19 protein-coding genes are annotated in these 21708 nt (G+C 61.0%); 9 read left to right on the top strand and 10 right to left on the bottom strand.

Annotated elements, in window-relative coordinates:
- The first annotated feature begins 127 nt into the window (after positions 1-127).
- The gene (purT, locus tag L8V01_RS10045; RefSeq protein ID WP_269946918.1) at positions 128-1480 is read left to right on the top strand and encodes a formate-dependent phosphoribosylglycinamide formyltransferase; all 1353 of its coding nucleotides are present in this window, start codon (positions 128-130) and stop codon (positions 1478-1480) included.
- Here purT and L8V01_RS10040 read toward each other — a convergent pair.
- Both L8V01_RS10040 and L8V01_RS10035 read right to left on the bottom strand, forming a co-directional pair.
- The gene (locus L8V01_RS10040) at positions 1477-1956 is read right to left on the bottom strand and encodes a GNAT family N-acetyltransferase (protein WP_269946917.1); all 480 of its coding nucleotides are present in this window, start codon (positions 1954-1956) and stop codon (positions 1477-1479) included. The genes purT and L8V01_RS10040 overlap by 4 nt on opposite strands.
- Before the next feature lie 3 nt (positions 1957-1959).
- Entirely contained in the window at positions 1960-3321 is a 1362-nt protein-coding gene (locus tag L8V01_RS10035) for an FAD-dependent oxidoreductase (RefSeq protein ID WP_269946916.1), read from the bottom strand.
- 228 nt (positions 3322-3549) lie between these two features.
- Between L8V01_RS10035 and pta the strand changes: the two genes are divergently transcribed.
- Both pta and L8V01_RS10025 read left to right on the top strand, forming a co-directional pair.
- Positions 3550-4911 carry a phosphate acetyltransferase gene (gene pta / locus L8V01_RS10030; protein ID WP_269946915.1) on the top strand — a complete coding sequence of 454 codons (1362 nt, stop codon included), beginning with the start codon at positions 3550-3552 and terminating at the stop codon, positions 4909-4911.
- Positions 4912-6135, top strand: coding sequence for an acetate kinase (locus tag L8V01_RS10025; protein WP_269946914.1), 1224 nt, complete (start codon positions 4912-4914; stop codon positions 6133-6135).
- Positions 6136-6253: 118 nt separating this feature from the next.
- On the opposite strand, the gene L8V01_RS10020 is transcribed toward L8V01_RS10025, so the two are convergent.
- Genes L8V01_RS10020 through L8V01_RS10010 form a run of 3 tightly spaced genes read right to left on the bottom strand, consistent with a single transcriptional unit; the run spans position 6254 to position 11279 of the window.
- On the bottom strand, positions 6254-8824 hold the full coding sequence (locus tag L8V01_RS10020) for a serine/threonine protein kinase (protein ID WP_269946913.1): 2571 nt from the start codon (positions 8822-8824) through the stop codon (positions 6254-6256).
- On the bottom strand, positions 8821-9834 hold the full coding sequence (locus L8V01_RS10015; RefSeq protein WP_269946912.1) for a glutamate ABC transporter substrate-binding protein: 1014 nt from the start codon (positions 9832-9834) through the stop codon (positions 8821-8823). Before L8V01_RS10015 ends, L8V01_RS10020 begins: the two co-directional genes overlap by 4 nt.
- On the bottom strand, positions 9834-11279 hold the full coding sequence (locus L8V01_RS10010; RefSeq protein WP_269946911.1) for a hypothetical protein: 1446 nt from the start codon (positions 11277-11279) through the stop codon (positions 9834-9836). The genes L8V01_RS10015 and L8V01_RS10010 overlap by 1 nt, the downstream gene beginning before the upstream one ends.
- 70 nt (positions 11280-11349) lie before the next feature.
- Between L8V01_RS10010 and L8V01_RS10005 the strand changes: the two genes are divergently transcribed.
- From L8V01_RS10005 to L8V01_RS09995, 3 genes are read left to right on the top strand one after another with little or no spacing between them, the layout of a single operon-like run.
- The gene (locus L8V01_RS10005) at positions 11350-11844 is read left to right on the top strand and encodes an NUDIX domain-containing protein (protein WP_269946910.1); all 495 of its coding nucleotides are present in this window, start codon (positions 11350-11352) and stop codon (positions 11842-11844) included.
- A 29-nt stretch (positions 11845-11873) separates the two neighbouring features.
- On the top strand, positions 11874-12887 hold the full coding sequence (locus tag L8V01_RS10000) for an ABC transporter ATP-binding protein (RefSeq protein ID WP_269946909.1): 1014 nt from the start codon (positions 11874-11876) through the stop codon (positions 12885-12887).
- Between the two features lie 6 nt (positions 12888-12893).
- Positions 12894-13673: an ABC transporter permease gene (locus L8V01_RS09995; RefSeq protein ID WP_269946908.1), complete on the top strand. Its 780-nt coding sequence runs from the start codon at positions 12894-12896 to the stop codon at positions 13671-13673.
- A 105-nt stretch (positions 13674-13778) separates the two neighbouring features.
- Here L8V01_RS09995 and cls read toward each other — a convergent pair whose 3' ends face one another.
- The 4 genes from cls to L8V01_RS09975 form a co-directional block, all read right to left on the bottom strand.
- Positions 13779-15242: a cardiolipin synthase gene (gene cls, locus L8V01_RS09990; protein ID WP_269946907.1), complete on the bottom strand. Its 1464-nt coding sequence runs from the start codon at positions 15240-15242 to the stop codon at positions 13779-13781.
- The gene (locus L8V01_RS09985; protein WP_269946906.1) at positions 15243-16052 is read right to left on the bottom strand and encodes an exodeoxyribonuclease III; all 810 of its coding nucleotides are present in this window, start codon (positions 16050-16052) and stop codon (positions 15243-15245) included.
- A gap of 152 nt (positions 16053-16204) precedes the next feature.
- Entirely contained in the window at positions 16205-17194 is a 990-nt protein-coding gene (locus tag L8V01_RS09980; RefSeq protein ID WP_269946905.1) for an N-acetylglutamate synthase, CG3035 family, read from the bottom strand.
- Positions 17194-17817: a peptide deformylase gene (locus L8V01_RS09975; RefSeq protein ID WP_269946904.1), complete on the bottom strand. Its 624-nt coding sequence runs from the start codon at positions 17815-17817 to the stop codon at positions 17194-17196. The genes L8V01_RS09980 and L8V01_RS09975 overlap by 1 nt, the downstream gene beginning before the upstream one ends.
- On the opposite strand from L8V01_RS09975, the gene L8V01_RS09970 reads away from it, so the two are divergent.
- The 3 genes from L8V01_RS09970 (at position 17816) to L8V01_RS09960 (ending at position 20226) form a co-directional block, all read left to right on the top strand.
- Positions 17816-18091 (top strand): DUF3263 domain-containing protein, encoded by a 276-nt coding sequence (locus tag L8V01_RS09970; RefSeq protein ID WP_269946903.1) that lies wholly within the window; start codon positions 17816-17818, stop codon positions 18089-18091. The two genes, L8V01_RS09975 and L8V01_RS09970, sit on opposite strands and share 2 nt — an antisense overlap.
- Before the next feature lie 23 nt (positions 18092-18114).
- Complete coding sequence (locus tag L8V01_RS09965; RefSeq protein ID WP_269946902.1) at positions 18115-18912, top strand: LytR C-terminal domain-containing protein; 798 nt, start codon at positions 18115-18117, stop codon at positions 18910-18912.
- Between the two features lie 177 nt (positions 18913-19089).
- Complete coding sequence (locus L8V01_RS09960; RefSeq protein ID WP_269946901.1) at positions 19090-20226, top strand: glutamate--cysteine ligase; 1137 nt, start codon at positions 19090-19092, stop codon at positions 20224-20226.
- An 11-nt stretch (positions 20227-20237) separates the two neighbouring features.
- Here the strand turns inward: L8V01_RS09960 and L8V01_RS09955 are convergent, their stop codons facing one another.
- Positions 20238-21707 carry a glycosyltransferase 87 family protein gene (locus L8V01_RS09955; protein WP_269946900.1) on the bottom strand — a complete coding sequence of 490 codons (1470 nt, stop codon included), beginning with the start codon at positions 21705-21707 and terminating at the stop codon, positions 20238-20240.
- Between the last annotated feature and the right edge of the window lies 1 nt (position 21708).

Here is a 21708-nt window from a genome sequence, read left to right as displayed (position 1 = left end):
GGAATTGCCCACAGGGCGCTTTTGCTTATCCGGCTCACCTGGCATGTAGGTGGTGGGGTTGGGGCCTAAATATGAAATAATTTAGGGCAGTAAACGCCGCTGCCTGCGGCTTAGAAGGAGCATTTTCATGGATAATCCAGGCGAGATCGCCGGTCATATTGGCACGCCGCTGACCAGCAATGCCACCAAGGTATTGCTGTTGGGCTCGGGCGAGCTGGGCAAGCAGCTGGCCATGTCCTTCCAGAACCTGGGCTTGGAGGTCCACGCGGTGGACTCGTATGCGGGTGCACCGGCGCACCAGGTGGCGCAGTATAGCTACGTCGCAGATATCAAGGACGCCGGGCGCATCCTGCAGCTGGCCCAAGAGATTCAGCCGCATTTTGTGGTTCCGGAGGTAGAAACCGTTGCGGTAGAGGCGCTGGAGGAGATGGAGGCGCATAGCGACGCCATCGTGGTCCCCTCCGCCCGCGCCTGCGCCATGACGCAGGACCGCCAGTGCGTGCGCGAGGTGGCGGAGAATATTGGGCTGCCGGTTTCCGCGTATCGCTTTGCTAGCTCCGTGGAGGAGCTGGAAGAGGCGGTGGGGGAGCTGGGTTTTCCGTGCATCATTAAGCCGGATGTGTCCACCTCCGGCAAGGGCCACATGATTGCTCGCGACGAGGAGGATGTGCGCACCGCATGGGAGACCGTGCGGCGCGTGTCCTCGGATTCGCAGCGCGTGGTGGCCGAGCGCTTCGTGGACTTTGACCTTGAGGTTACCCTGCTGGCCATCCGTTCTATCGATCCGGCCACCGGCAAGTTGGCCACGTGGTTTAGCGAGCCTATCGGCCACCGCCATGAGCGTGGTGACCTCGTGGAGGAGTGGCAACCTACCGGCATGAGCGAGATTGCGCTGGAGAATGCGCGCTCGGTGGCCGCGCGCATTTCCAATGAGCTGGGCGGGCGCGGCGTGTACTGCGTGGAGCTCTTCGTCGCCGGCGATGACGTGTACTTTTCTTCCGTGTCCCCGCGACCCTCGGATACAGCGATGCTTACCGCCTACACGCAGCGCTTTTCCGAGTTTGACCTGCACGCGCGCGCGATTTTGGGCTACCCCATCGACGCCACCTTGGTTACCCCAGGCGCCAGCGTGGTGGTCCATGCGGATGAGCAGCTTGCCGACGTCGCCTATACCGGCATCGCCTCCGCCCTTAGCTATGCAGAAACGGATGTGTGGCTTTTTGGCAAGCCCGATGCCTACAAGGGCCGCCGCATGGGATTGGTCTCTTCTACTGCAGAAAACGTGGAAGAAGCGCGCGATCGAGCGGCGCTGGCGGCGCATAAGATCGAGGTGACCTCCACGCCGGGCTTGCTGGCGCAAGGCGGTGCCCGCGGCATCGATCCAGAGGCCGAGAATGTCCCCGATATCGAAGTCGTGGAGTACGAGGGCGGCGTGGAGCTCGACCCGAAGCTTGCCTCCGGCGTGGACGACGCCGACTAAGAAGCGGGTCGCAGCATCGGCTGGTGGGGGACTCCCTTGTCATCAAAAGGCTGACCAATCGGCGTGAAGCCGTAGGAAGCGTAGTAGTCCACTAGGCCGGCCTGCGCCTCCAGATAGAGCGGCTGGCCTGGGCGCATGCGCTCGCCAAGGTCTATCGCCGCCTGGAGTAGCTCGCGGCCGAGTCCCGTGCCGCGCGCGGCCGGCGCGAGCGCGAAGCGGCCGATTTGTGCGCCGTTTCCGGCAGGCGTGGCGTCGGCAGGCGCAGCCGGAAAGACGCGGGCCGTGCCGAGCAGCTCGTGGCTGTCCGCGTCCCAGGCCAGTAGGTGTATGGTCTGGGAATCGGCGTCGGTGGCGTCAATCTCGGCATACGGGCAGCGCTGCTCGTGGACAAAGACGTCCACCCGCAGCTTATAGAGCTGATGGACGTCCAGGGCCGCCAGCTGCCCCAAGGGCGCGGCGGAAATGACATGCGGCACGGGTTAGGCCTGCGGGCCGGCGTGCTTAACCATCTCGTCCCATTCGACGATCTTGATGCGCTCGCGGCCGTGGGCCTCGCCGGCGGCACGCTCAGCGGCATCCAGGCGGTGCCAGCCTTCCCAGGTGGTCACGGCGATATCGCGGGAGGCCAAGAAATCCAGGATGTCCTGCGGATCGCGCTTGGTGGCAGGCTCCAAATCGCCGGCCTTGTAATCCGCGATGAGCATGGTGGTGGTGTCCTTGGCATCGGACTTGGTATTGCCGATGAGGCCCACCGGGCCGCGCTTGATCCAGCCGGTGGTGTAGAGGCCGGGGATCTTCTCGCCATCGACATTGGCCAGCACGTGGCCGCCATCGTTGGGCATGGTGGCCTGGGTTTCGTCGAAAGGTACGCCGTCGACGGACTGCGGGTGGTAGCCCACCGCGCGGTACACCGCCTGCACCGGCCACTCGGTGAACTTGCCGGTACCGGTTACGGAGCCATCGCCGTTGAGCTCGGTGCGCTCGGTCTTAATGGCGGTGACGTGGCCGTCCTCGCCCAGTACCTCTACCGGGGACTCGAAGAAGTGGATATAAAGCTTGTGCGGGGCATCGCCCGGCTCGCGCATGGCGTAGGACTCCAGCGTCTGGCACACCAAGTCGGTGGACTTGGCAGCGCGGCGGGCCTCTACAGAAGCCTCGTCATACTCGATGTCCTCGGGGTTGACGATGACCTCGATGGTCGGGGATTCGTCCAGCTCCTTGAGCTCCTTTGGCGTGTACTTAGCCTGCGCTGGACCGCGACGGCCAAATACGTGGACCTCCTTGGCCCGGTTCTTCTTCAGCGCTGCGTAGACGTTATCCGGGATCTCAGTAACCAGCAGCTCATCTGCGGTCTTGGCCAAGATGCGGGAGACGTCGAGGGAAACATTGCCCACGCCGACGACGGCAACGGATTCTGCCGAGAGATCCCAATCGCGCTCGAAGTTGGGGTTGCCATCATAAAAGCCCACAAACTCGCCTGCGCCGTGATTGCCCTTGAGATCCTCACCTGGGATGCCCATGTGCTTATCGGCGGTAGCACCGGTGGCGAAGACGATGGCGTCATAATACTCGCGCATCTCCTCGACGGTGATGTCCTTGCCCACCTCGATATTGCCTAGGAAGCGGATATCTTCTTTTTCCATAACGTTGTGCAGGGACTGCACAATGCCCTTAATGCGCGGGTGATCCGGTGCCACGCCGTAGCGGATCAATCCGAACGGCGTCGGCATCTTTTCAAAAAGATCGATCTGCACATCGAGGTCGGATTTCACTAGAAGATCAGAGGCGTAGATGCCGGCCGGGCCGGAGCCGACCACGGCGACGCGCACGGGGGTAGTCATGTGTTGTAGGTGTCCTTTCTTTCGTTTTACTGCATATTCTACGCGGTCACTATGCGATAAAAACCACAGCATTACTAACCCCAGTCTAGGGAGGTCACGATAGGGCATAGGAGGGGGTAAATCGCGTACAGTGGAATAGTCACCGCGTGTTAATAACTGTGACGTATGACATGAAGTTATGACGCGCGTTAATTGTGTTCAAGTGACCGTGAATGAAAGGTAATTTGCATGTCTGCATCCCATTCCGCAGTTATTAGCGCTATTGGCCGGGGCTTCGATGGCCTCGACGTGCCGGCCCTGGCACAAGAACTGGGCGCGGAGTTCATCCGCCTCGAAGACTTCGATGCTACCGTCAGCGCCGTCCTGGATAACGCGCCTGCCGCCGAGAACATCGTGGCGCAGGGTACCGGCGATATCGCCTTCGATGCCGAGGCAGCCGCCGCCCTCGGCCTGCCGCTAGCCATCATTTCCGGTGCACCGCAGCGCACCGGCGAACTTGCGCAACACAATGCGGAATCCCTGGGTGCCACCGTCGCTGGCATCTTCACCGACCTGGAAGCGGTTCCGGGCGCACTTGCCTCGCTTGGCGACGTCTCCCCGGTCATGTCCGCAGACCTCTTCCAGAAGCAGCTCATTGACCAGGCCCGCGCTGCAGGTGCACACATCGTCCTGCCAGAAGGCGACGATGACCGCATCCTTGAGGCCGCCCACGTGCTGCTACGCGATAAGGTTGCCAAGCTGACCATCCTGGGCAACGAGGCCGATATCAAGGCCCGCGCCGCAGAGCTCAAGCTTGACCTGTCCGGCGCCGATATCATCAATCACCTCGAGTCCCCACTGGCAGAGGAATTCGCCGCTGACTTTGCCGAGCTGCGCAAGAAGAAGGGCGTTACCCTCGAGCAGGCTCGCGAGACAATGCAGGATATCTCCTACTTCGCCACCATGATGGTGCACAAGGGCCTGGCCGATGGCATGGTCTCCGGCGCTGCTCACACCACCGCGCACACCATTAAGCCTTCCTTCCAGATCATCAAGACCAAGCCGAATGCCTCCGTGGTCTCTTCCATCTTCCTGATGGTTATGCGCGGCCGCCTGTGGGCCTTCGGTGACTGCGCCGTCAACCCGAACCCCACCGCCGAGCAGCTGGGCGAGATTGCCATCGTCTCCGCACAGACCGCCTCCCAGTTCGGCATCGACCCGCGCGTGGCCATGCTGTCCTACTCCTCCGGCACCTCCGGCTCCGGCCCGGACGTTGACCGTGCAGTGGCCGCCGTCGAAGCAGCCAAGAAGCTGGATTCCTCCGTCAAGGTGGATGGCCCGCTGCAATTCGACGCCGCCTGCGACCCAGGAGTTGCGGCTAAGAAAATGCCGAATTCTGAGGTTGCCGGTCAGGCAAACGTTTTCGTCTTCCCGGACCTTGAGGCCGGCAATATTGGCTACAAGACCGCACAGCGCACCGGCGGTGCGCTCGCTGTAGGCCCTATCCTGCAGGGCTTGAACAAGCCGGTTAATGACTTGTCGCGTGGTGCGACCGTTCCGGACATCATCAACACCGTTGCAATCACCGCTATTCAGGCTGGAGAGAAATAAATGTCATACGTTCTGGTCCTTAACTCAGGTTCTTCCTCCGTTAAATTCCAGCTGGTCGATCCAGAGTCCAGCGCCAAGGACACCCCCTTGGTCTCTGGCTTGGTCGAGCAGGTTGGCGAGCCCCTCGGCGCTGTCACCGTGAAGACTGGCGGCGAGAAGTATAAGGAAGAGGTGGAGATCCCCACCCACTCCTTCGGCCTCGAGCGCGCCTTTGCCATCATGAGCGAGCACAATGTTGGCCCGACCGACGTGGACGTCATCGCCGTTGGTCACCGTGTTGTTCACGGCGGCCGCCTCTTCTCTGAGCCGCAGCTCATCGTGGATCAAATCGAGTCCATGATTGAAGATCTCATTCCGCTGGCGCCGCTGCACAACCCGGCAAACTTGGACGGCATTCGCGTGGCTCGCAAGATGCTGCCGGATATCCCGCACGTTGCCGTCTTCGATACCGCCTTCTTCAATACCCTGCCGCCGGCTGCCGCGCTCTACGCCATCAATAATGAGGTGGCCTCCAAGTACGATATCCGCCGCTACGGCTTCCACGGCACCTCCCACGAGTTCGTCTCCCAGCAGGTGCCAGGTCTCTTGGGCCGCGACCCGATGCACACCCACCAGATCACCCTTCACCTGGGCAACGGTGCTTCTGCGGCGGCTATCCGCAACGGCCGCGCTATCGATACCTCGATGGGCCTTACCCCGTTGGCCGGCCTGGCTATGGGTACTCGTTCCGGTGACATTGATCCGGGCATCATTTTCCACCTCGTCCGCCAAGCTGGCATGAGCGTGGACGAGATTGACACCCTGCTCAATAAGCAATCTGGTGTCAAGGGCATCGCCGGCGTCAATGACTTCCGTACGCTGCGCGAGCGCATTGATAACGAGGACCAGGACGCCTGGCTGGCCTATAACATCTACATCCACCAGCTTCGTCGCTTCATCGGTTCTTATATGATTTCCCTCGGCCGCGTTGATGCCATCACTTTCACCGCCGGCGTAGGTGAAAACGATACCGAGGTCCGCCAGGATTCCCTCTACAACCTGGATATGTACGGCATTGACTTTGATAAGGAACGCAACTTGGTTCGTTCCGATGAGCCGCGCATGATTTCTACCGATGACTCCCCAGTCAAGGTATTTGTTGTTCCGACCAATGAGGAGCTAGCTATCGCTCAGAAGTCCGCCGAAATCGCCGCTATGGCGCGTGAGGCTGGGCTCTACAAGTAAAACAGTCCCTCCTTCCGGTGGAAGTGACCGGATTTTGAACAAAAGGGCGTGTGGTTTAAAAGACCACGCGCCCTTCTTTAGTTTTCTGCGCCCTCCTGGCTGATAGTAAGAAAGCAGACTAAAAGGTAGTGACGGGCCGGACCTGGTTGGCAAGGTCCACGAGGGCGTAGCGGTGGCGGCTAAACGGTGCCTGGCGGGCGAGGGCGCGGAGGGTCTCGGACAGGCCGGTGCGCAGGCCGCGCTGGGTAAAGGCGTACTCAAAGAGATCGTTGGGGGAAGCGGCGCGGGAAAGATCGGCATTGCGCAGGAAGTTCAGGCCAGCGGAAATGACGGCGATCTTGATCTGCAGGAAGCGCGGCTCGTTGGTGGGGACCTCTTCGAGGCGTCGGGCAGCGCGGCGAATGCGGGATTCGGAAAGGTCGTGGACGATGAGCTGGAGGATCGTCGTCAAGCGGGCCATGCGGTAGTGGCGCGAGGCATTGGGAACTTTGTCTAGAACTACGACAGCCACCTCCACCTGGCCTTCGGCGCGCAGCTGGCGGGCGAGGCCAAAGGAGGAGGAGACGGTGGTGGGGTTGGTAGACCACACGATCCCGTAGAGGCGCATGGAGTTAAAACGCAGCGCGGCCGGGTCCTCCGTAACGTGGTTCCAAATTTCGGGTTGGCCCTCAAAGGCGGAGTTGGGGAGATCGGCCAGGGTGGAGTGCATATTGGAGCACGCACGGGCCACAGTGGGGTCAATGAGAGAGGTATCGCTGTAGTCGAGCTGTTGCAGAATGAGCTCGTTGATGGCGGCGATGGCGAGCTTGGGGGCCGCCTCGCCCGGCAGGAGGTCGAGGACGGTAGAGAAGTATTTTTGGGCGTCGCGGTAGTCATCGTGAAGCAACTCAGTAATGCCGGCGTACCACCGGAAACGCCAGTCTTGGCCAAGGCGGTCTTCGATGGAGCTAAGCCACTGGCGGGCCTGGCCGGTATAGCCCAGGTCGATCATGGAGCGGACCACGCCCAGCGGGATTTCGGCGGAGTGTTCATACTCGGGCGTCTGCATAGCCTGGCGGAGGGTCTCCAGGGCTTCCTGTGGCTCGGCATAGGATGCACCCTGGAGGAGGCCGGCGCCCACATCGTCGCGGTCCAGCAGCGGGGTGGGCAGCGCGGCGACGACCTCGGGGGCGGTGATTTGGACGGTGCGATCGATGCCGTCGATAAGCTGGTCGGTGCGAAAGACCAGGTGTTTGGTGCCAAAGGTGGTACGTTGTGGCGAAAAGAGCGAGTGCTGGGAGGGGTATTGGAGGCCGTCGCGGATGGCAATGACCTCGCGCAAAACGCCGTAGAGCTGGGTGCGCAGCTCTTTGATGGAGGTAAAGCGGCGCTTTGGGTCCGGGTCGGTGGCGCGCTGGAGCAGGCGGTACAGCGAGAGGAAGCGGCGCAGCTCCGGCTCCTCGGTGGGGGTAGGGATGCCGGGCTGATAGACGCCGTCCTCAGTAGGCAGCTTGAGGCAGAGCGCGGCCAGGGTGCGGCCGATGGTGTAGATATCGCTGGCGATGGAGGGTCCTTCGGTGGCTACCTCTGGGGCCTGGTAACCCTTGGTGCCGTAAATATAGCCAAAGGCGCCGATTCCGGAAACCGCTCCCAAATCAATGAGCTTGACCTGGTCCTCGGTGACGATGATGTTATCTGGCTTAAGGTCGTTGTAGACGACTCCGCGCGAATGCAGGTATTCCAGCGCAGGCAGGATTTCCAGAATATAGGCGATGGCGATATCAACCGGCAGGAGCTTATCGGGTTGCTTTTTGCGCCTGCTTCTTAGCGACGGCCCGCCAACGTACTCCATGACAATAAAGCCACCGGGCACTCGCTCGTCATCGATGAAGTTGAAAGTCTTGACGATACCGGGGTGGGTAATATCCGCGAGGAACTCGCGTTCGGCCACTGCAGCGGCGGCTTCATCGGCCGATTTTTGGGCCTGCATACCTTTGAGAACCACCACTCTTCCGGAGACAAAGTGGTCATTGGCCAGGTAAATCCAGCCCATACCGCCGTGGGCGATAACACCCAAGATTTCATACTGGCCGGCCACCACGTCACCGGGCTGCAGCTGCGGCGGCGGGATCTTTTTGCCGGCGGTTTTCTCTGCCGGATCGATCAGGGCATCGGTGGGTTCGGACGGGGTGATAAAGGGCAGGCGCACCATGCCATCGGCCACGCGGCGCTCGGTGCGGTGGGTGCCGCGGCGTTCGCGGAAGGTATCGAGGGCGCGGCGCCGCGAGCGCTGTGAGGAGTCCTCTTGGGACTTGTGCGCCCTTTGTTGTTCGCGCCGGGCGCGGATATTGTCTAGGTCCGCCAGCAAGCTGGAGATATGGTCTGGGTCGATGGAACCGTCGTCATCTTCATCCTCGTCCGCGAACGGATCGAAGGCCACAGCAGCGGTGCCGGTTTCCTCCCCGGACTCCTCGTCTGCGAAGGGATCAAAGGCCACGGCCGCGGTTCCTTCTTCGTCCTCGTCCCCAAACGGGTCGAAGGCAACGGCGGCGGTGGCTGGGCCGTCGTCCGAGGGGGCATCGCCAAGCGCATCAGGCTCTTGCGCGGAGTTGGCCGCGTTGGTGGGCTGGCGGAAGGCGCGTTGGGTATCGAGGTTTTCGGGCTCGATGTACTCCAGCTCGTCATCGCTGAAGTTCGGGTTATGACTCATGACTTAGCGTCCTCCTCGATGTATTTCCCGGCCGGCAGCGTGGGCTCTTCCAGGTAGGTGCCCAGCCACTCATTAAAGATTGTGGACCATGTGCCATCGCGGCGAATGCGCTCTAGCGTGGAATTGACCTGGCGCAGCAGCGGGCGGGTGTCGTGCTGCTTGCTGGGCCGGCGCACGGCCACACCGTAATTTTCGGTCTCCAGCGGCTCGCCGACGATGGAGGTATAGGAGTCTTGAGCGGCCATGCCGGAAAGCAGGGCATCATCGACGACGATGCCATCGACCTGGTTAAGCTGCAGCGCCATGAGGCAGTCTCCCCAGGAACGGGTAACCAAGATATCGGCCTTGGGGGCGTGGGCGCGGATGGTTTCCAGCGCGGTGGAACCCCCGACGCCGCAGAGGGTCTTGCCGGCGGTATCTTCGATCGATTTCATCCCCGAGCTAGTCAGCACCAACATGCGGGTTTCAGTGCTCATATAGGGGATGGAAAAGGCCACTTCGCGCTCGCGCTCCGGGCTGATGGTCATGGTGCGCACAATCATGTCCACTGTGCCGGCATTGAGGGCATCGACGCGCTCGGAAGATTCCACGAAGCGGAAATCCACCTTATTCGGGTCACCAAAAATATCGCGGGCGATTTCGCGGGCTATGTCCACCTCAAAGCCGCGCACATCTCCGGTGGCGGCATCGCGGTAGCTCATCAGGTTATTGGAGCGGTCCACGCCCACGATGAGGCGGCCACGCTTCATGATGTCCGGTACCCGGTCCTTCGCCTTCTTATCGTCCGGCCGGTAGCTTCCCTTGAGCTCTTCATCCTTAGCGCGATGTGGGGGAGTAGAGCCGGCTTTCTCAATCTTTGCCCCCTCCGGTAGCGGTGGGCCCGGCCGTGAATCCAGCGCGTGCTCAGCAGGTGCTTCCAGCGGCGGGGTAGAGCGAACGTCGCAAGCGGCAAGCGGCAGTGCGAGGCTCAGGCAGGCGAGTACAGCGAGGGTGGCGTGTGGGCGGCGCATTAGAGGTACTCCTGCAATCGGGGGCGGATGCCGAGCCACACCGCGATAATGGCGCACAGCGTCAGCAGGAATACGGCCGAAGAAACCGCAGTCATGGCGGTAAGGCCGCGCTCCAGGTAGCTGCGCATAGCGATGCGAGCCTGGCCGATAAGCTCGGAAAGCTCCCCGTCAAGCTCGTCAAAGGAGCGCGCCGCGGTCATCTCGCCATCCTTGGGTTCGGTGGCCGTGGCTTGATAGATGGCCTCGTCATAGTCGCCGTCCTCCAGCGCGCCAATGAGTTTTTCATGGGTGCCACGCCACTGCTCAGCGGCGGCACGTGCGCTGTGGATGAGCTCTGGGTCGGTGACTTCTACGTCCTCATCGTTGAGGGCCTTTTCATAATCCTCCAGGGCCGTTTCGATGGAGCCAATCGAACTGGAAAAGCGCACCATCGTATCCTCCTTGGAAGAACGCAGCACCAGCGCCAGGGTCTCAGAGGTGCGCGCCTGTTGCGCCTCAATCCGCGAAGCCGTTAGCGAATCCCACGGGCGCGAGGCCGTCTCAAAACCTTGGTGGCCGGTGGACCAGGTGGCGAGGTTGGACAGCGCTACCCACGAAATGGCCAGGAACAACAGCACGCTGGCAGTTAAAAAGCCGCGATTAAAACGCCGGCGAGTCTGGCGCCAGAGCCACCATTGGGCCACGGCGAGGAAGAAAAGCGCGGCCAGCAGGCCGGATAGCGGCACCCACTGCGGGGAGGTGAGCTTTTGTTGCTGCTGATTGACCTTCGCGGTGGTCAGCTGGAAAAGCTCGGAGGCGGCCGGCAGGATATGCTCGCGCATCAGCGCAGAGGCATTGGACATATAGGAGTTAGCCACCGCATTGCCCGCCCTGTGATTGGAGCGGGCCTTTTCCACCATCGCGGTGTAGACCGGAAGCTCGCGCTGGATATAGGTCACCAGCTCGCGCACACGGCCATCATCTTGCGTGGTGCCTAGTACGGATTCGGTGGCCGCGATGGAGGCGGCATCGATGGCCTCACTATAGCGATTGTGGTTTTGCTCCGATTCCACGCCAGCCTGCACGAAGCCGGTGGTGGCCACGGTATCGGCCACCGAGAGCGAACTATAAAGGTGGTGCGCCGCATTGGACATCGGCTCGGTGGTGCTGAGCAGCTCATCCAGGTCAGAGTGGCGGGCGGCGGATGACTGGGACATCGATAAGCCGGCGGCGCCCAGGGCCACGGTGAGAATAAGGGTGACGGTAAAAAGCTTGCCTGGGGTAGTGGAGGCAAAGTAGTAGAAGCGGCGCAACAGGCGCGCCGGGCCCGCGAACCATTCCATTGCGCGGCGGCTGAGCCCGCTGAAGGCCGGGTCGGTGGGCGCGGTGACCTCATCGAGCCAGTGATCGCTCGGGTGAGCGTGCTCGTCTTGCACGCCTTCTGCCCGGACTGCCTGCTCGGTCATTCACTCAGAATAGCGTCCGCAGTGTGCTGGGCGCCACCATATACCCGCGTGTGTGGCTAGGATAGGCAACATGCATAACCCTCACAGTGGAGACGGCTGGGCGGCAGGCCCCGGCGGCATTCGCGTCTGGGGAAAATTTGGTGCCGCCGGCCTCTTCCTTGTAGCCGGGCGCGAGGTGCTCCTCCAGCACCGCGCCGCATGGACTAATCACGGCGATACCTGGGGAATCCCCGGCGGGGCGCGCGATTTTACGGAGACACCCACGCAGGCCGCATTGCGCGAGACCCACGAAGAATGCGCCATTGCACCCCAAGATGTGGAGGTGCTCGATGCGCGGGTAACGGCCGGGCCCTATCCGGCAGCGGGGGATCTGCCGGGGGAGTGGACCTATACCACCGTTTTGGCCCGCACGCGTACGGGCGATCCGCTGCCTACCACGGCTAATGAAGAATCCTATGAGCTGCGCTGGGTGCCTTTCGACGAGGTAGAAAGCCTCCCTCTATTGGCCGCTTTCCGGCGTGCTTTCCCGGCCCTGCGCGAGCGCGTGGAGGTATTGAACAGGTAAAGTAGCCGAATTTATGGCACGCTAGTGCCATGATCGAAGTAGAAGGACTGACTAAACAATATAAGTCTGTCCGCGCCGTTGATGATCTCACCTTTCAGGTAAAGCCCGGCATGGTTACCGGGTTCCTGGGACCCAATGGCGCGGGCAAATCCACCACCATGCGCATGATCCTAGGGTTGGATGCTCCTACGGCCGGTAGGGCGCGCATCAACGGCAAGCACTACCACGAGTTGAAGGATCCCTTGCGCGAGGTCGGCGCCTTGCTCGATGCCAAGTCGGTGCACCGCAACCGCAGCGCCGCCAATCACCTAAAATGGATTGCACAGTCCAACGGCATTTCTACTTCCCGCGTCGATGAAGTCTTGGGGCTAGTGGGGCTTTCCGACGTCGCCGGTAAAAAGGTCGGCGGCTTCTCCCTCGGCATGGGCCAGCGCCTAGGCCTTGCCGGCGCACTGCTCGGTGACCCGGGAATCCTCATCCTGGATGAGCCGGTCAATGGCCTCGACCCTGAGGGCATCCGCTGGGTGCGCCAGCTCGTGCGGGCCCTAGCCGAAGAAGGCCGCACTATCCTTATTTCTTCCCACCTGCTTTCGGAGATGTCTCAGACCGCCGATCACCTCGTGGTTATTGGCAAGGGCCGCCTAGTGGCTGACCAGCCCACCTATGAATTTGTGAAGGACCATTCGCAGTCCTCCGTGTTGGTGCGCTCCGACCACCTGGATGCCTTCGGCTCCGCCCTGCGCGCCGAGGGAATTTTCTTTACCGAGTCCACCGACGAAGAGGGCCGCCCCCGCTTGGAGATTGCCAACCAAACCACCGATTTCGTGGGACAGCTGGCTTATTCCACCGGTGTGCCGCTCAATGAACTAAGCCTCAAGCGCGCCTCCTTGGAGGACGCCTTCATGGAACTTACTGGTGATTCCGTGCAGTACCACGGTTCTACCGGCGCTCAAACCACCGGAACAGCCGCGGCCGCTACCGGTGCTGGTTCCGGTACCGGCGCCGCAACTCCGCTCGCTCGACCCACCCAGCAGGAGGTTTAATTCGCCATGCTGAATACCTTGAAGTCCGAATGGACCAAGCTGCACACCACCCGCTCCTTCTGGTGGACTACCTTTATTTTCCTCTTTTTTGCTTGGGGCTGGGCCATCCTCAATGCCCGTTTGACAAAGCCAGCAGAAACCCCTGAGGATGCAGCGATGGGCGTGGGGGTTATCACCCCGGATGGCGCGGTGTCATTCCTTTTGTTCCTCGGCCTGCCTGTACTGATGATCCAAGCCATCATGATCGTGACCACCGAGTACCGCTTTGGCACGCAGACCATCACTTTCATGGCTACCCCGCGCCGCTGGTCGGTGGCCTTGGTCAAGCTGCTCATTTACGCGGTTATCGCGGCCGCGCTGACCTTTATTGCGGTGGCGGGTGCCTACCTGCTTACCGAGCTTTTTGCCTACGATGAGGTAGCCGCGCAATTCCAGCCTTGGGATGATGAGATGGGCCAAAAGCAATTGTGGAAGTACCCGTTGGCTGCCGCGCTGCTCGTCCTTTTCTCCCAAGGTCTTGGACTGCTACTGCGCTCAACTGCTGGTTCCGTGGCCATTGGCCTCATCCTCTTCCTCGGCGTGGATAATCTCGTGGCTACCATCCCAAAGTTTGGTAACAAGCTGGTTAACTTCATGCCGTTCAAGTCTTTCCAGTCGTGGCTGCTGGAGATGGAACCGGTTGATGCTCCGTGGAAGGAAAACTGGGGATTCTGCCTAGTATTCATTGCTTGGGCCGTTATTCTGTGGGGCCTCGGTGTCCTCGTGCTGCAAAAGCGTGACGCTTAGGCGTCTCATCGCTTAAGCGCTTCACCGCCCCGGCCGGCAGCCGTTTGTTGCTGCGGCCGGGGCGGTTTCTTGACTCTGTCTAAGCCGCGAGCCCCGAGGTTAGTTTTATTGCAGGGCGGAGGTAAGGCGCATGACATTGTCCACGTAGCGGCGGACAAAGCTGCGCTTATTCCACTCTTCCAAGGTCAGCTCATGGCATACGGCGCGGTAGTTGGCCGCTAGCTGGTTGAACTGGTCAATGAGGTCGCCCTTGGCCACCAGCATGGTGGACTCATAGTTCAGGCCAAAAGAGCGCGGATCCATATTGGAAGAGCCAAACATGCACAGCGGATCGCGGCCGGGGTCATCCGGGTCGGTGATGATGAACTTGGAGTGCAGCACAAAGGGATAGGGGAATTGGTAGATGCGTACGCCCGCCTCCAGCAGCGCCTGGTAGTAGGAGGATTGGGCGTGGTTGACCATGAATTGGTCAGCCTTGGCGGAGACATAAAGCTCCACGTCTACACCGCGGTAGCAGGCTGTGGTCACGGCCTCAAGCAGGGACTCATCCGGTACGAAGTAGGGCGAGCACAACACCAGGCGGTCCTTGGCATGGTGGACTAGGGAATTGAACATGCGCAGGTTTGGCTCGGTGGTGTAGCCGGGACCGGAGGGGATCATTTGGAGGTGGTTGGCGTCGGCAGTCTGCGCGTCATCATAAGGCAGCTCATCAAGGGGAATGTTTTCGTCCGCCTCCAAGTACCAATCCACGGCGAATACCGCGGACATGGAGGTCACAATCGGGCCCGAGAGCTCCACCATATAGTCGATCCAGAAGCGGTCTTTGGTCTTGTACTGGCGCTTAATCATATTCAGCGAGCCGATAAAGCCGACCTTGCCATCGATAATGACCAGCTTGCGGTGGTTGCGCAGGTCCGGGCGGCGGAAGCGGCCCTTGTGCAGCTGGATGGGGAGCATTAGCCGCCAGTCGACGCCAATTTCGGTCAGCCGCTTGCCCAGCTTGAAATACCCCTTGTACTTAAAGCTGCCAATTTGGTCGAGCAAGAGCCGCACCTTCACGCCGCGTGCCGTCGCGCGGCGCAAGGACTCAAAGAATACGTCCGTAACTTCATCCCAAGACTGGATGTAGATCTCTATGGACACGTACTTTTCGGCGCGGTCGATGGCGGCAGCGATGGCCCGGATGGATTCGTCATAGTCCGCGTGCAGGCCAAGATTGTGGCCAACCAACGCCGGAAATCCCGTAAGCTCCCGGTTGAGTCTGATGACCGATTCAATTTCGGCCGAAAGGATACCTTGCGGGTGGTCCGGGGTGCGGGCCGTGACATTTTCAATTTGCTCGTTTGCTTCTTGCTGGATGCGGTGGCGGCGCCGGTTGATATATGGCGAGCCCATGAGCAAAAACAGCGGCAGGCCAATAAAGGGCAGCACCAGAATAGCCAATAGCCACGCGGTGGAACTGGAAGGGCGGCGGCCTTCCGGCACAAAACCAACGGCAATAATCTTGATGCCGTAATCCAGGATTAGGAATACGAGCTGCCAAAAGCTGAGATCAAGCGACCAGGACATCTAACGAACGGAATCAAAATCGGGCAGATTATAGTCTGCGATAAGCGGGCAGTGATCGGAGGTTTTATCGCCGGCGCGCTCGACCATATCTACTTCTGCGCCGGTCACGTGCTGGGCCAGTGGTGCCGAGGCCAGCTGGAAATCGATACGCATGCCCTCATTTTTCTGGAAACGCATGCCCTTGTAATCGAAGTAGGTATAGCGCTGATCCTGGGTAAACCGGCGGGTAACTTCCTCGAGGCCGGCTTCTTCTAGCATCTGAAAAGCGGCGCGTTCTGGTTCGGTAACGTGCGTCTTGCCGCGGAAGGCCTCTATATCCCACACGTCCTCATCGCGCGGGGCGATATTGAAGTCACCGGTAAGCAAAAGCTTGGTGTGCGCATTATTTTCCGCATAGTGGGCTAAGTGGTAGAGAAAGTCCAGCTTGTAGTCGTAGTGGCGGTCCGTAATCTCGCGGCCGTTGGGCACGTATAGGGACCAGATTTCTACCCCGCGGATGCGCGCTCCCAGCGCGCGGGCCTCGCGGTCTTGTGGCTTTTCTGGGTCTTTGGCAAAGCCGGGCTGCCCCGGAAATCCTACCCATTGGTCTTCTGGTTCTTCTTTGGACACAATGGCCACGCCATTCCACTGGTTGAGCCCGTGGCAGATGACGTGCAGGTCCGCCTCTTCGAAGGCTTCGCGTGGAAACTTATCGTCTTTGACCTTGGTTTCTTGCAGGCACAAAACGTCAATATCGTGCTTGGCAATAAGGTCCAGAGCCCGCTGAGTGCGGGTGCGGACGGAGTTAATATTCCACGTGGCTATGCGCATGCCACATAGGTTACCTGGGTAGTGAGTCAAGCTCACTACCCAGTCCACAAGGAATCAGCGGGCAGGCCCATAAGGCTCACTACCCAGCACACAAGGAATCAGCGGGCAGTCCCACTAGGCGTAGTGCCCGGGCCGGAAGGAATCGGCGAGCCCTAGTCCCGCAGGCGGGCATAGACCTGGCGATGCTGCTCGATGAAGCCGAGCTTTTCGTACAGGCGCACGCCAGCGGTATTGGAGGCCAGCACGTTGAGATAGGCGTGCTCTGCGCCATTTTCGCGGCCCCAGCGCAGCATATGTTGCCCCAGCAGGGTGCCAAACCCGCGGCGGCGAAAACCTTCGGCCACCTCAACGGCGGAGTAGCCCAGCCACTTGGTTCCATCGCCGGATTCGGTAATGGTGCCACGGGTAATGGCGACCGTTTCGCCATTCATTACTAGGCGGCCAAAGCCCATCGTTCCCTCGATGCGGGTGCGCAGGTACTCCAGCGCCTCGGGCGGAAGGGCTTTGCCACGGAAGTGATACATCGCCAGCCAGTCCGCATCGGGTTGGTCGTCGATGCGGAAGGTGGGGGAGGCAGAGGGGGCGTCGGCAACCGCGGGCAAATCGCGCAAAACCATAGTGAGGATCTCTGGCTCGGTCTCCCAGGCGGAGCCGGCAAGCAGACGCTCGGCCGGCTTGCCAATGCGCTCCGGAACCAAAAGGCGCACCGGCAGGTCGTGGCGGGCGTAGAAGGCCTTAATCTCTTCCAACGGCACCGGGGTAAAGCCCGCGGAAGGGCCCAAGGGAACGGCCGAGTTGGAGCGGCCAGTAACCCCATCGCCGGCGCGCATGAGCCAGGAACCATCGCTGGTCCAAGCGTGCTCTTTGCCGGGGAAAGCCGCGGCCGCTGCAACCTCTACGGCGCGGATATCGGAGTTGCGGACCATGCGCGGGGACAGGCGCTTGATGATCTTGAGCTGCTCCGGCGGAATCTCTACCGCCTCTAGGTCGGAGGGGTAGCCGCCGACCTCCTGCGGGCGGATGACCAGTGGATTGAGGCAAATTACGTGCCCAATGACATCGCTATGCACATCGCCGAAATCGCGCCGGGCAACCACGCGCTCGCCCACTTGGACGGCATCGGAGCGGAAGATGCGAGACATTAGTCGTCGTGGCCGAAGGGATCGGCGTCCTCGCCCGGTACCCAGGAGTAACCCGGCTCGGTCCAGCCGTGGCGCTTAATGGCCTTCTTGGCCTGGCGCTTATAGCGGCCGATGAGGGTATCAGTGTAGAGGAAGCCATCGAGGTGGCCGGTCTCGTGCTGCAGGCAGCGGGCGAAAAAGCCATAGCCCTCGACGGAAATGTCATTACCGTGCTCGTCCTTGCCGGTTACGCGCGCCCAGTCGGCGCGGCCGGTGGGAAAGCCCTCGCCCGGCACGGAGAGGCAGCCCTCGTCATCGGAGCCGTCATCAGCCGGCATGGTTTCTGGAATCTCGGAGGTCTCCAGCACTGGGTTGATGACGCAGCCCTTGCGCATGCCCGTTTTCTCGGACGGCAGCTCGGTGCCATTGGGGCCGTCGGTATCGGGGCAGTGGTAGACAAAGAGGCGCTTGCTAATTCCTACCTGGTTTGCGGCTAGGCCCACGCCATTGGCGGCGTCCATGGTCTCATACATGTCCGCGATGAGCTGCTGCATTTCCGGGGTGGAAATCTCGGATTCATCTACCGGCTGGGTGGGTTCATGAAGCACGGTCTCGCCGTGGATAACGATGGGGCGAATAGTCATGCCTTACAGTTTAGGCATGAACCCCTTGTCTGACCTAGACGCCGCCATTTTGGACTTTGAGAAAACCGCGCCGCGCAGCATCGGCCGCAAAGAAGAGGCCATCCGCGCGCAGCTGGATATCTCCCCGGTGCGTTACCACCAGCGTCTTAACCTGCTTCTCGACGCCCCCGCGGCCGCCCAATCCCATCCCCTCCTGGTTGCACGGCTGCGCCGGCTGCGCGAAGAGCGGGAAAACACGCGGCGCGCCGCGCGGGGAAATCCCCCATCTAGTTAATACTGGGTACTAGTGTTGCGTATGTGACTGATGTGAATCCGGAAAATTCAACCGACAAGGTATCCGACGAAACTCGCGCCGGCTCCGCTGCCGGTGCGTCCGCTTCCCGTGCAGCTAAGCGCCCCGCTGGTGGCGGCGCGCACGCTAAGAAGGGCGGGCTGCCGCTGCGTGGCCTGGCTATGGTCCTCATCGCCGTGGCCGTCATGCTTGGCCTTTGGGCTTTGTACTCCATGACCTCGGGAGACGATGATTCCACCGTTGCCTCCGAGAGCAAGCAGGAAAACTCCACCGGTTCCACCCTCGGTGCTGCGCCTGAAGGCTCCACTGGCCCTGATGCCGCAGGCTCCCGCGCCCCAGGCGCCCCAGAGGCATCCGATCGACCCGGCGCTCCTGCCCCCGCCCCAGCAGGCGAGGGTGATAAGCCGCGTGATGCAGCCGCTTCCGGTGACGCTGACGAGCGTGCCGCAGCTGAAGGCGACGCCGCAGGCGAGGAAAACGCCCACTCCGCCGCCCGCGATCGCAATGACATTAAGGTCAGCGTGCTTAATAACTCCGGCGAGGTGGACAAGGCCAAGAAGGAAGCCGATTCCCTCAAGGGCGGCGGCTTCAAGGTTGGCTATGTGGGCAACCTGCCTGGCGACGTCCTCACCGTCCCGAAGACCACCGTCTTCTTCCCCGAGGGTGACGCTTCTGCTGAGGCGCTGGCCAAGGAGGTAGCCGCCCGCTACCAGGCCGATGTCGCCCCCATGAACCGCGACCTGCCTAAGGAAGCCACCGATGACGGCGCCGTCGTCGTGGCCCTAGCGGTGCCGCAGGCCTAAGCAAGCCGCACCCTGGATTAAAGTCCAAGGCCATCCGGACGAAAAGGAACACTACTGTTCTTCCACCGGATGTCCTTGGGCTTTTTGTTCTGACCATTGCGTGCCCGCACGTCCGCGGAAGCAATCCGGTTAAATAAAATTCACGTCTTAATACCTGTCAAAAGCTAAGCTGAATGGGTGAAGATTCCGGCAGAACAATTCGCCCGCTCGCCCGAACCAACCCTTGGTGTGGAGTGGGAGGTAGCGCTCGTGGACCGCGAGACGCGCGACCTCGTCCCGCGCGGCGCGGAGCTTATCGATCTTGCCAATGCGGCCCACCCCGAGATCCATCTGGAAAAGGAATTCCTCCAGAATACGGTGGAGCTGGTTACCGGCATCTGCCACACGGTGCCAGAAGCAATTGCTGACCTGCAGAACTCGCTAAATGCGGTGGAAGCAGCGGCCGATGAATTGGGCGTGGATGTTTGGGCCTCTGGCGGCCACCCTTTTACGGACTTCCGGGAAAACCCGCTTTCTGATAAGCCCAGCTATAAGGAAATTATCGCCCGTACCCAGTACTGGGGAAAGCAGATGCTGCTCTGGGGCACGCATGTGCATGTAGGCATCAGCCACGAGGACCGCGTCTGGCCCATCATTAATGCACTGATGACCAAGTACCCGCACCTTTTGGCCATTTCCGCCTGTTCACCAGGGTGGGAGGGGCTCGATACCGGATATGCCTCAAACCGCACCATGCTGTATCAACAGCTGCCTACCGCAGGCATGCCTTATCAATTCCGCGACTGGGCCGAGTGGCAGTCCTATATGCGCGACCAAGCGATTTCGGGCGTGATCAACCACACCGGTTCCATGCACTTTGATATCCGGCCGGCCTCCAAGTGGGGCACGGTGGAGGTGCGCGTTTCCGATGCGACGTCGAACCTGCGCGAGCTTTCCGCCATCGTTGCGCTTACCCACTGCTTGGTGGTCTACTACGACCGGCTTATCGACGCCGCGGAACCCCTCCCCACCTTGCAGCTCTGGCATGTTGCAGAAAATAAGTGGCGCGGTGCCCGCTACGGCATGGACGCTTTGGTGATTACCTCCCGCGAGACCGATGAGGCTTGGGTCAAGGACGAGCTAGCGGAGATGGTCGAAGAACTAACCCCCATCGCGCGCGAGCTGGGATGCGTTAACGAGCTAGAGCTCATCCATGAAATTATCGATAATGGTGCCGGCTATGAGCGGCAACGCCGCCTTTTCGAAGAGACCGGCAGCTGGCGCAAGGTAGTGGAGGAGACCTGCCGCGAACTGCGCACCTTCCGCCCGCTCTAAAACCCGCGGCCTTAATCCTCGGGGCGTGAGTGGCGCCCGTAGGCCGGGGTATCGGGGATATCGGTGATGTCCTGGGCGGCAGGAAACGCGCGGGTTTCGGGTCCTACCGCAGGCAATTCTGCCGTCTCATCGCTGATAGCTCGCGCCGTTCTCGGATGGCCCCCACGGCTCGTGGCCTCGGCATTAAATGAGCGCGCTGGGCGTACTGCGGTTTCCGCGGTAGCGGGCTCGGGCTGGGTAGGCAGATGATGGCGACCCGGAGAGGGCGCTTCCTCGGCCGGCTGGGTGCCAGGGATAAAGCCCCACAGCGCGTAGAAGGCGATATAGAGGACGCCGGCGCCGGTAAAGGCCAGCATGCCCCACGGCTGCAAATCCCAGTGATTGAGCGAGCGGCTGGCTGCAGAAAGCCACACGGGTGCGGAAATAAACGGCATGGTCACCGCGCACATGGCGAGCACAGAAACGAGCCCTGAAAACTGCGCGCCGAGGAAACCGGTCAGGCGCTTGCCTAGTGCTTGGTTGACGGAGACCATCACCACGACGGCCAGCGGCACCGTCCACACCCAGTGGTGATACCAGGAAAAGGGCGAGACCAGGCAGGAACTGATCCCGGCGAGCGCGAGCGCGGCCGAATTATTGCGGTGCTTCATTGCGGTGCGCAGCGCCAGGCAGGTCAGCACGAAAACCACGGCCACCGCGGCAAGCCAGATCCAGCCGCCATCGATGCCCCAAGCACGGACCATGACGGAGCGGATGGACTGCGCACCGGGATTGGTGTGCTCGCCCACCCGGGAGGACTTGAAGATGGCATCGGTCCAAAAATCGGCGGCATCCGGGATGGTGACAAAACCAATGGCAACGGTTACCGCAAATGTCAGGATAGCGATAATGGCTTGCCACCAGCGCTTCTGAAAGAGAAGCACCAACCCCATATACGCAGGGGTGAGTTTCATGCCGGCGGCCAGACCGATGCCGATGCCCGGCAGGGCACACTTGCGCGGGAGAATGTCCAAGGCCACCAGTAGCATCAAAAAGATATTGATCTGGCCAAAGAATAAGGTGCCGTGTACCGGTTCATTGGCTGGGGTGCAGCACACCAGCAGGATGCCGAGCAACCAGATTGCTGGGGAAAGCTTGAGCCCGCGCTCGCGCAGGACCAGCATGATGACCGTAAACAGGGCAAGGGCAGTGCCGCCTTGCCAGAGGAGGATCAGGGGGTCGTCGGCAAGCGGGGAAAGCCATTTGAATAAAGTGCCGGAAAAGGGCGGATAGGTAAAAGGGAGGTCGCCGATATAGGCGTTATCGTACAAGTCCGCGCCCTCGGCTACCTCGCCGCCAGCAAGCCAATAAATCTTCAGGTCCAAGGGCACACGCCACACAAAGGCGCTATTGCCATCGTAGATGCTAAAGCGGTAGACGATGACGCCGATAAGAGCGGCGAGCAAAGTCACCACAGTGGGAAGCCCATAAAGCTTTTTCACG

It is taken from the genome of Corynebacterium curieae (genome assembly GCF_027570035.1).
Taxonomy (GTDB): Bacteria; Actinomycetota; Actinomycetes; order Mycobacteriales; family Mycobacteriaceae; genus Corynebacterium; species Corynebacterium curieae.
The sequence above is the reverse complement of the archived record's forward strand: the minus strand, read 5'-3'. Positions and strand labels throughout refer to the sequence as shown.

Bases quoted from the DNA above. Each gene is read 5' to 3' on its own strand.
- purT (WP_269946918.1), top strand. From the start codon at position 128: ATGGATAATCCAGGCGAGATCGCCGGTCATATTGGCACGCCGCTGACC.
- L8V01_RS10035 (WP_269946916.1), bottom strand. From the start codon at position 3,321: ATGACTACCCCCGTGCGCGTCGCCGTGGTCGGCTCCGGCCCGGCCGGC.
- pta (WP_269946915.1), top strand. From the start codon at position 3,550: ATGTCTGCATCCCATTCCGCAGTTATTAGCGCTATTGGCCGGGGCTTC.
- L8V01_RS10025 (WP_269946914.1), top strand. From the start codon at position 4,912: ATGTCATACGTTCTGGTCCTTAACTCAGGTTCTTCCTCCGTTAAATTC.
- L8V01_RS10020 (WP_269946913.1), bottom strand. From the start codon at position 8,824: ATGAGTCATAACCCGAACTTCAGCGATGACGAGCTGGAGTACATCGAG.
- L8V01_RS10015 (WP_269946912.1), bottom strand. From the start codon at position 9,834: ATGCGCCGCCCACACGCCACCCTCGCTGTACTCGCCTGCCTGAGCCTC.
- L8V01_RS10010 (WP_269946911.1), bottom strand. From the start codon at position 11,279: ATGACCGAGCAGGCAGTCCGGGCAGAAGGCGTGCAAGACGAGCACGCT.
- L8V01_RS10005 (WP_269946910.1), top strand. From the start codon at position 11,350: ATGCATAACCCTCACAGTGGAGACGGCTGGGCGGCAGGCCCCGGCGGC.
- L8V01_RS10000 (WP_269946909.1), top strand. From the start codon at position 11,874: ATGATCGAAGTAGAAGGACTGACTAAACAATATAAGTCTGTCCGCGCC.
- L8V01_RS09995 (WP_269946908.1), top strand. From the start codon at position 12,894: ATGCTGAATACCTTGAAGTCCGAATGGACCAAGCTGCACACCACCCGC.
- cls (WP_269946907.1), bottom strand. From the start codon at position 15,242: ATGTCCTGGTCGCTTGATCTCAGCTTTTGGCAGCTCGTATTCCTAATC.
- L8V01_RS09985 (WP_269946906.1), bottom strand. From the start codon at position 16,052: ATGCGCATAGCCACGTGGAATATTAACTCCGTCCGCACCCGCACTCAG.
- L8V01_RS09980 (WP_269946905.1), bottom strand. From the start codon at position 17,194: ATGTCTCGCATCTTCCGCTCCGATGCCGTCCAAGTGGGCGAGCGCGTG.
- L8V01_RS09970 (WP_269946903.1), top strand. From the start codon at position 17,816: ATGCCTTACAGTTTAGGCATGAACCCCTTGTCTGACCTAGACGCCGCC.
- L8V01_RS09975 (WP_269946904.1), bottom strand. From the start codon at position 17,817: ATGACTATTCGCCCCATCGTTATCCACGGCGAGACCGTGCTTCATGAA.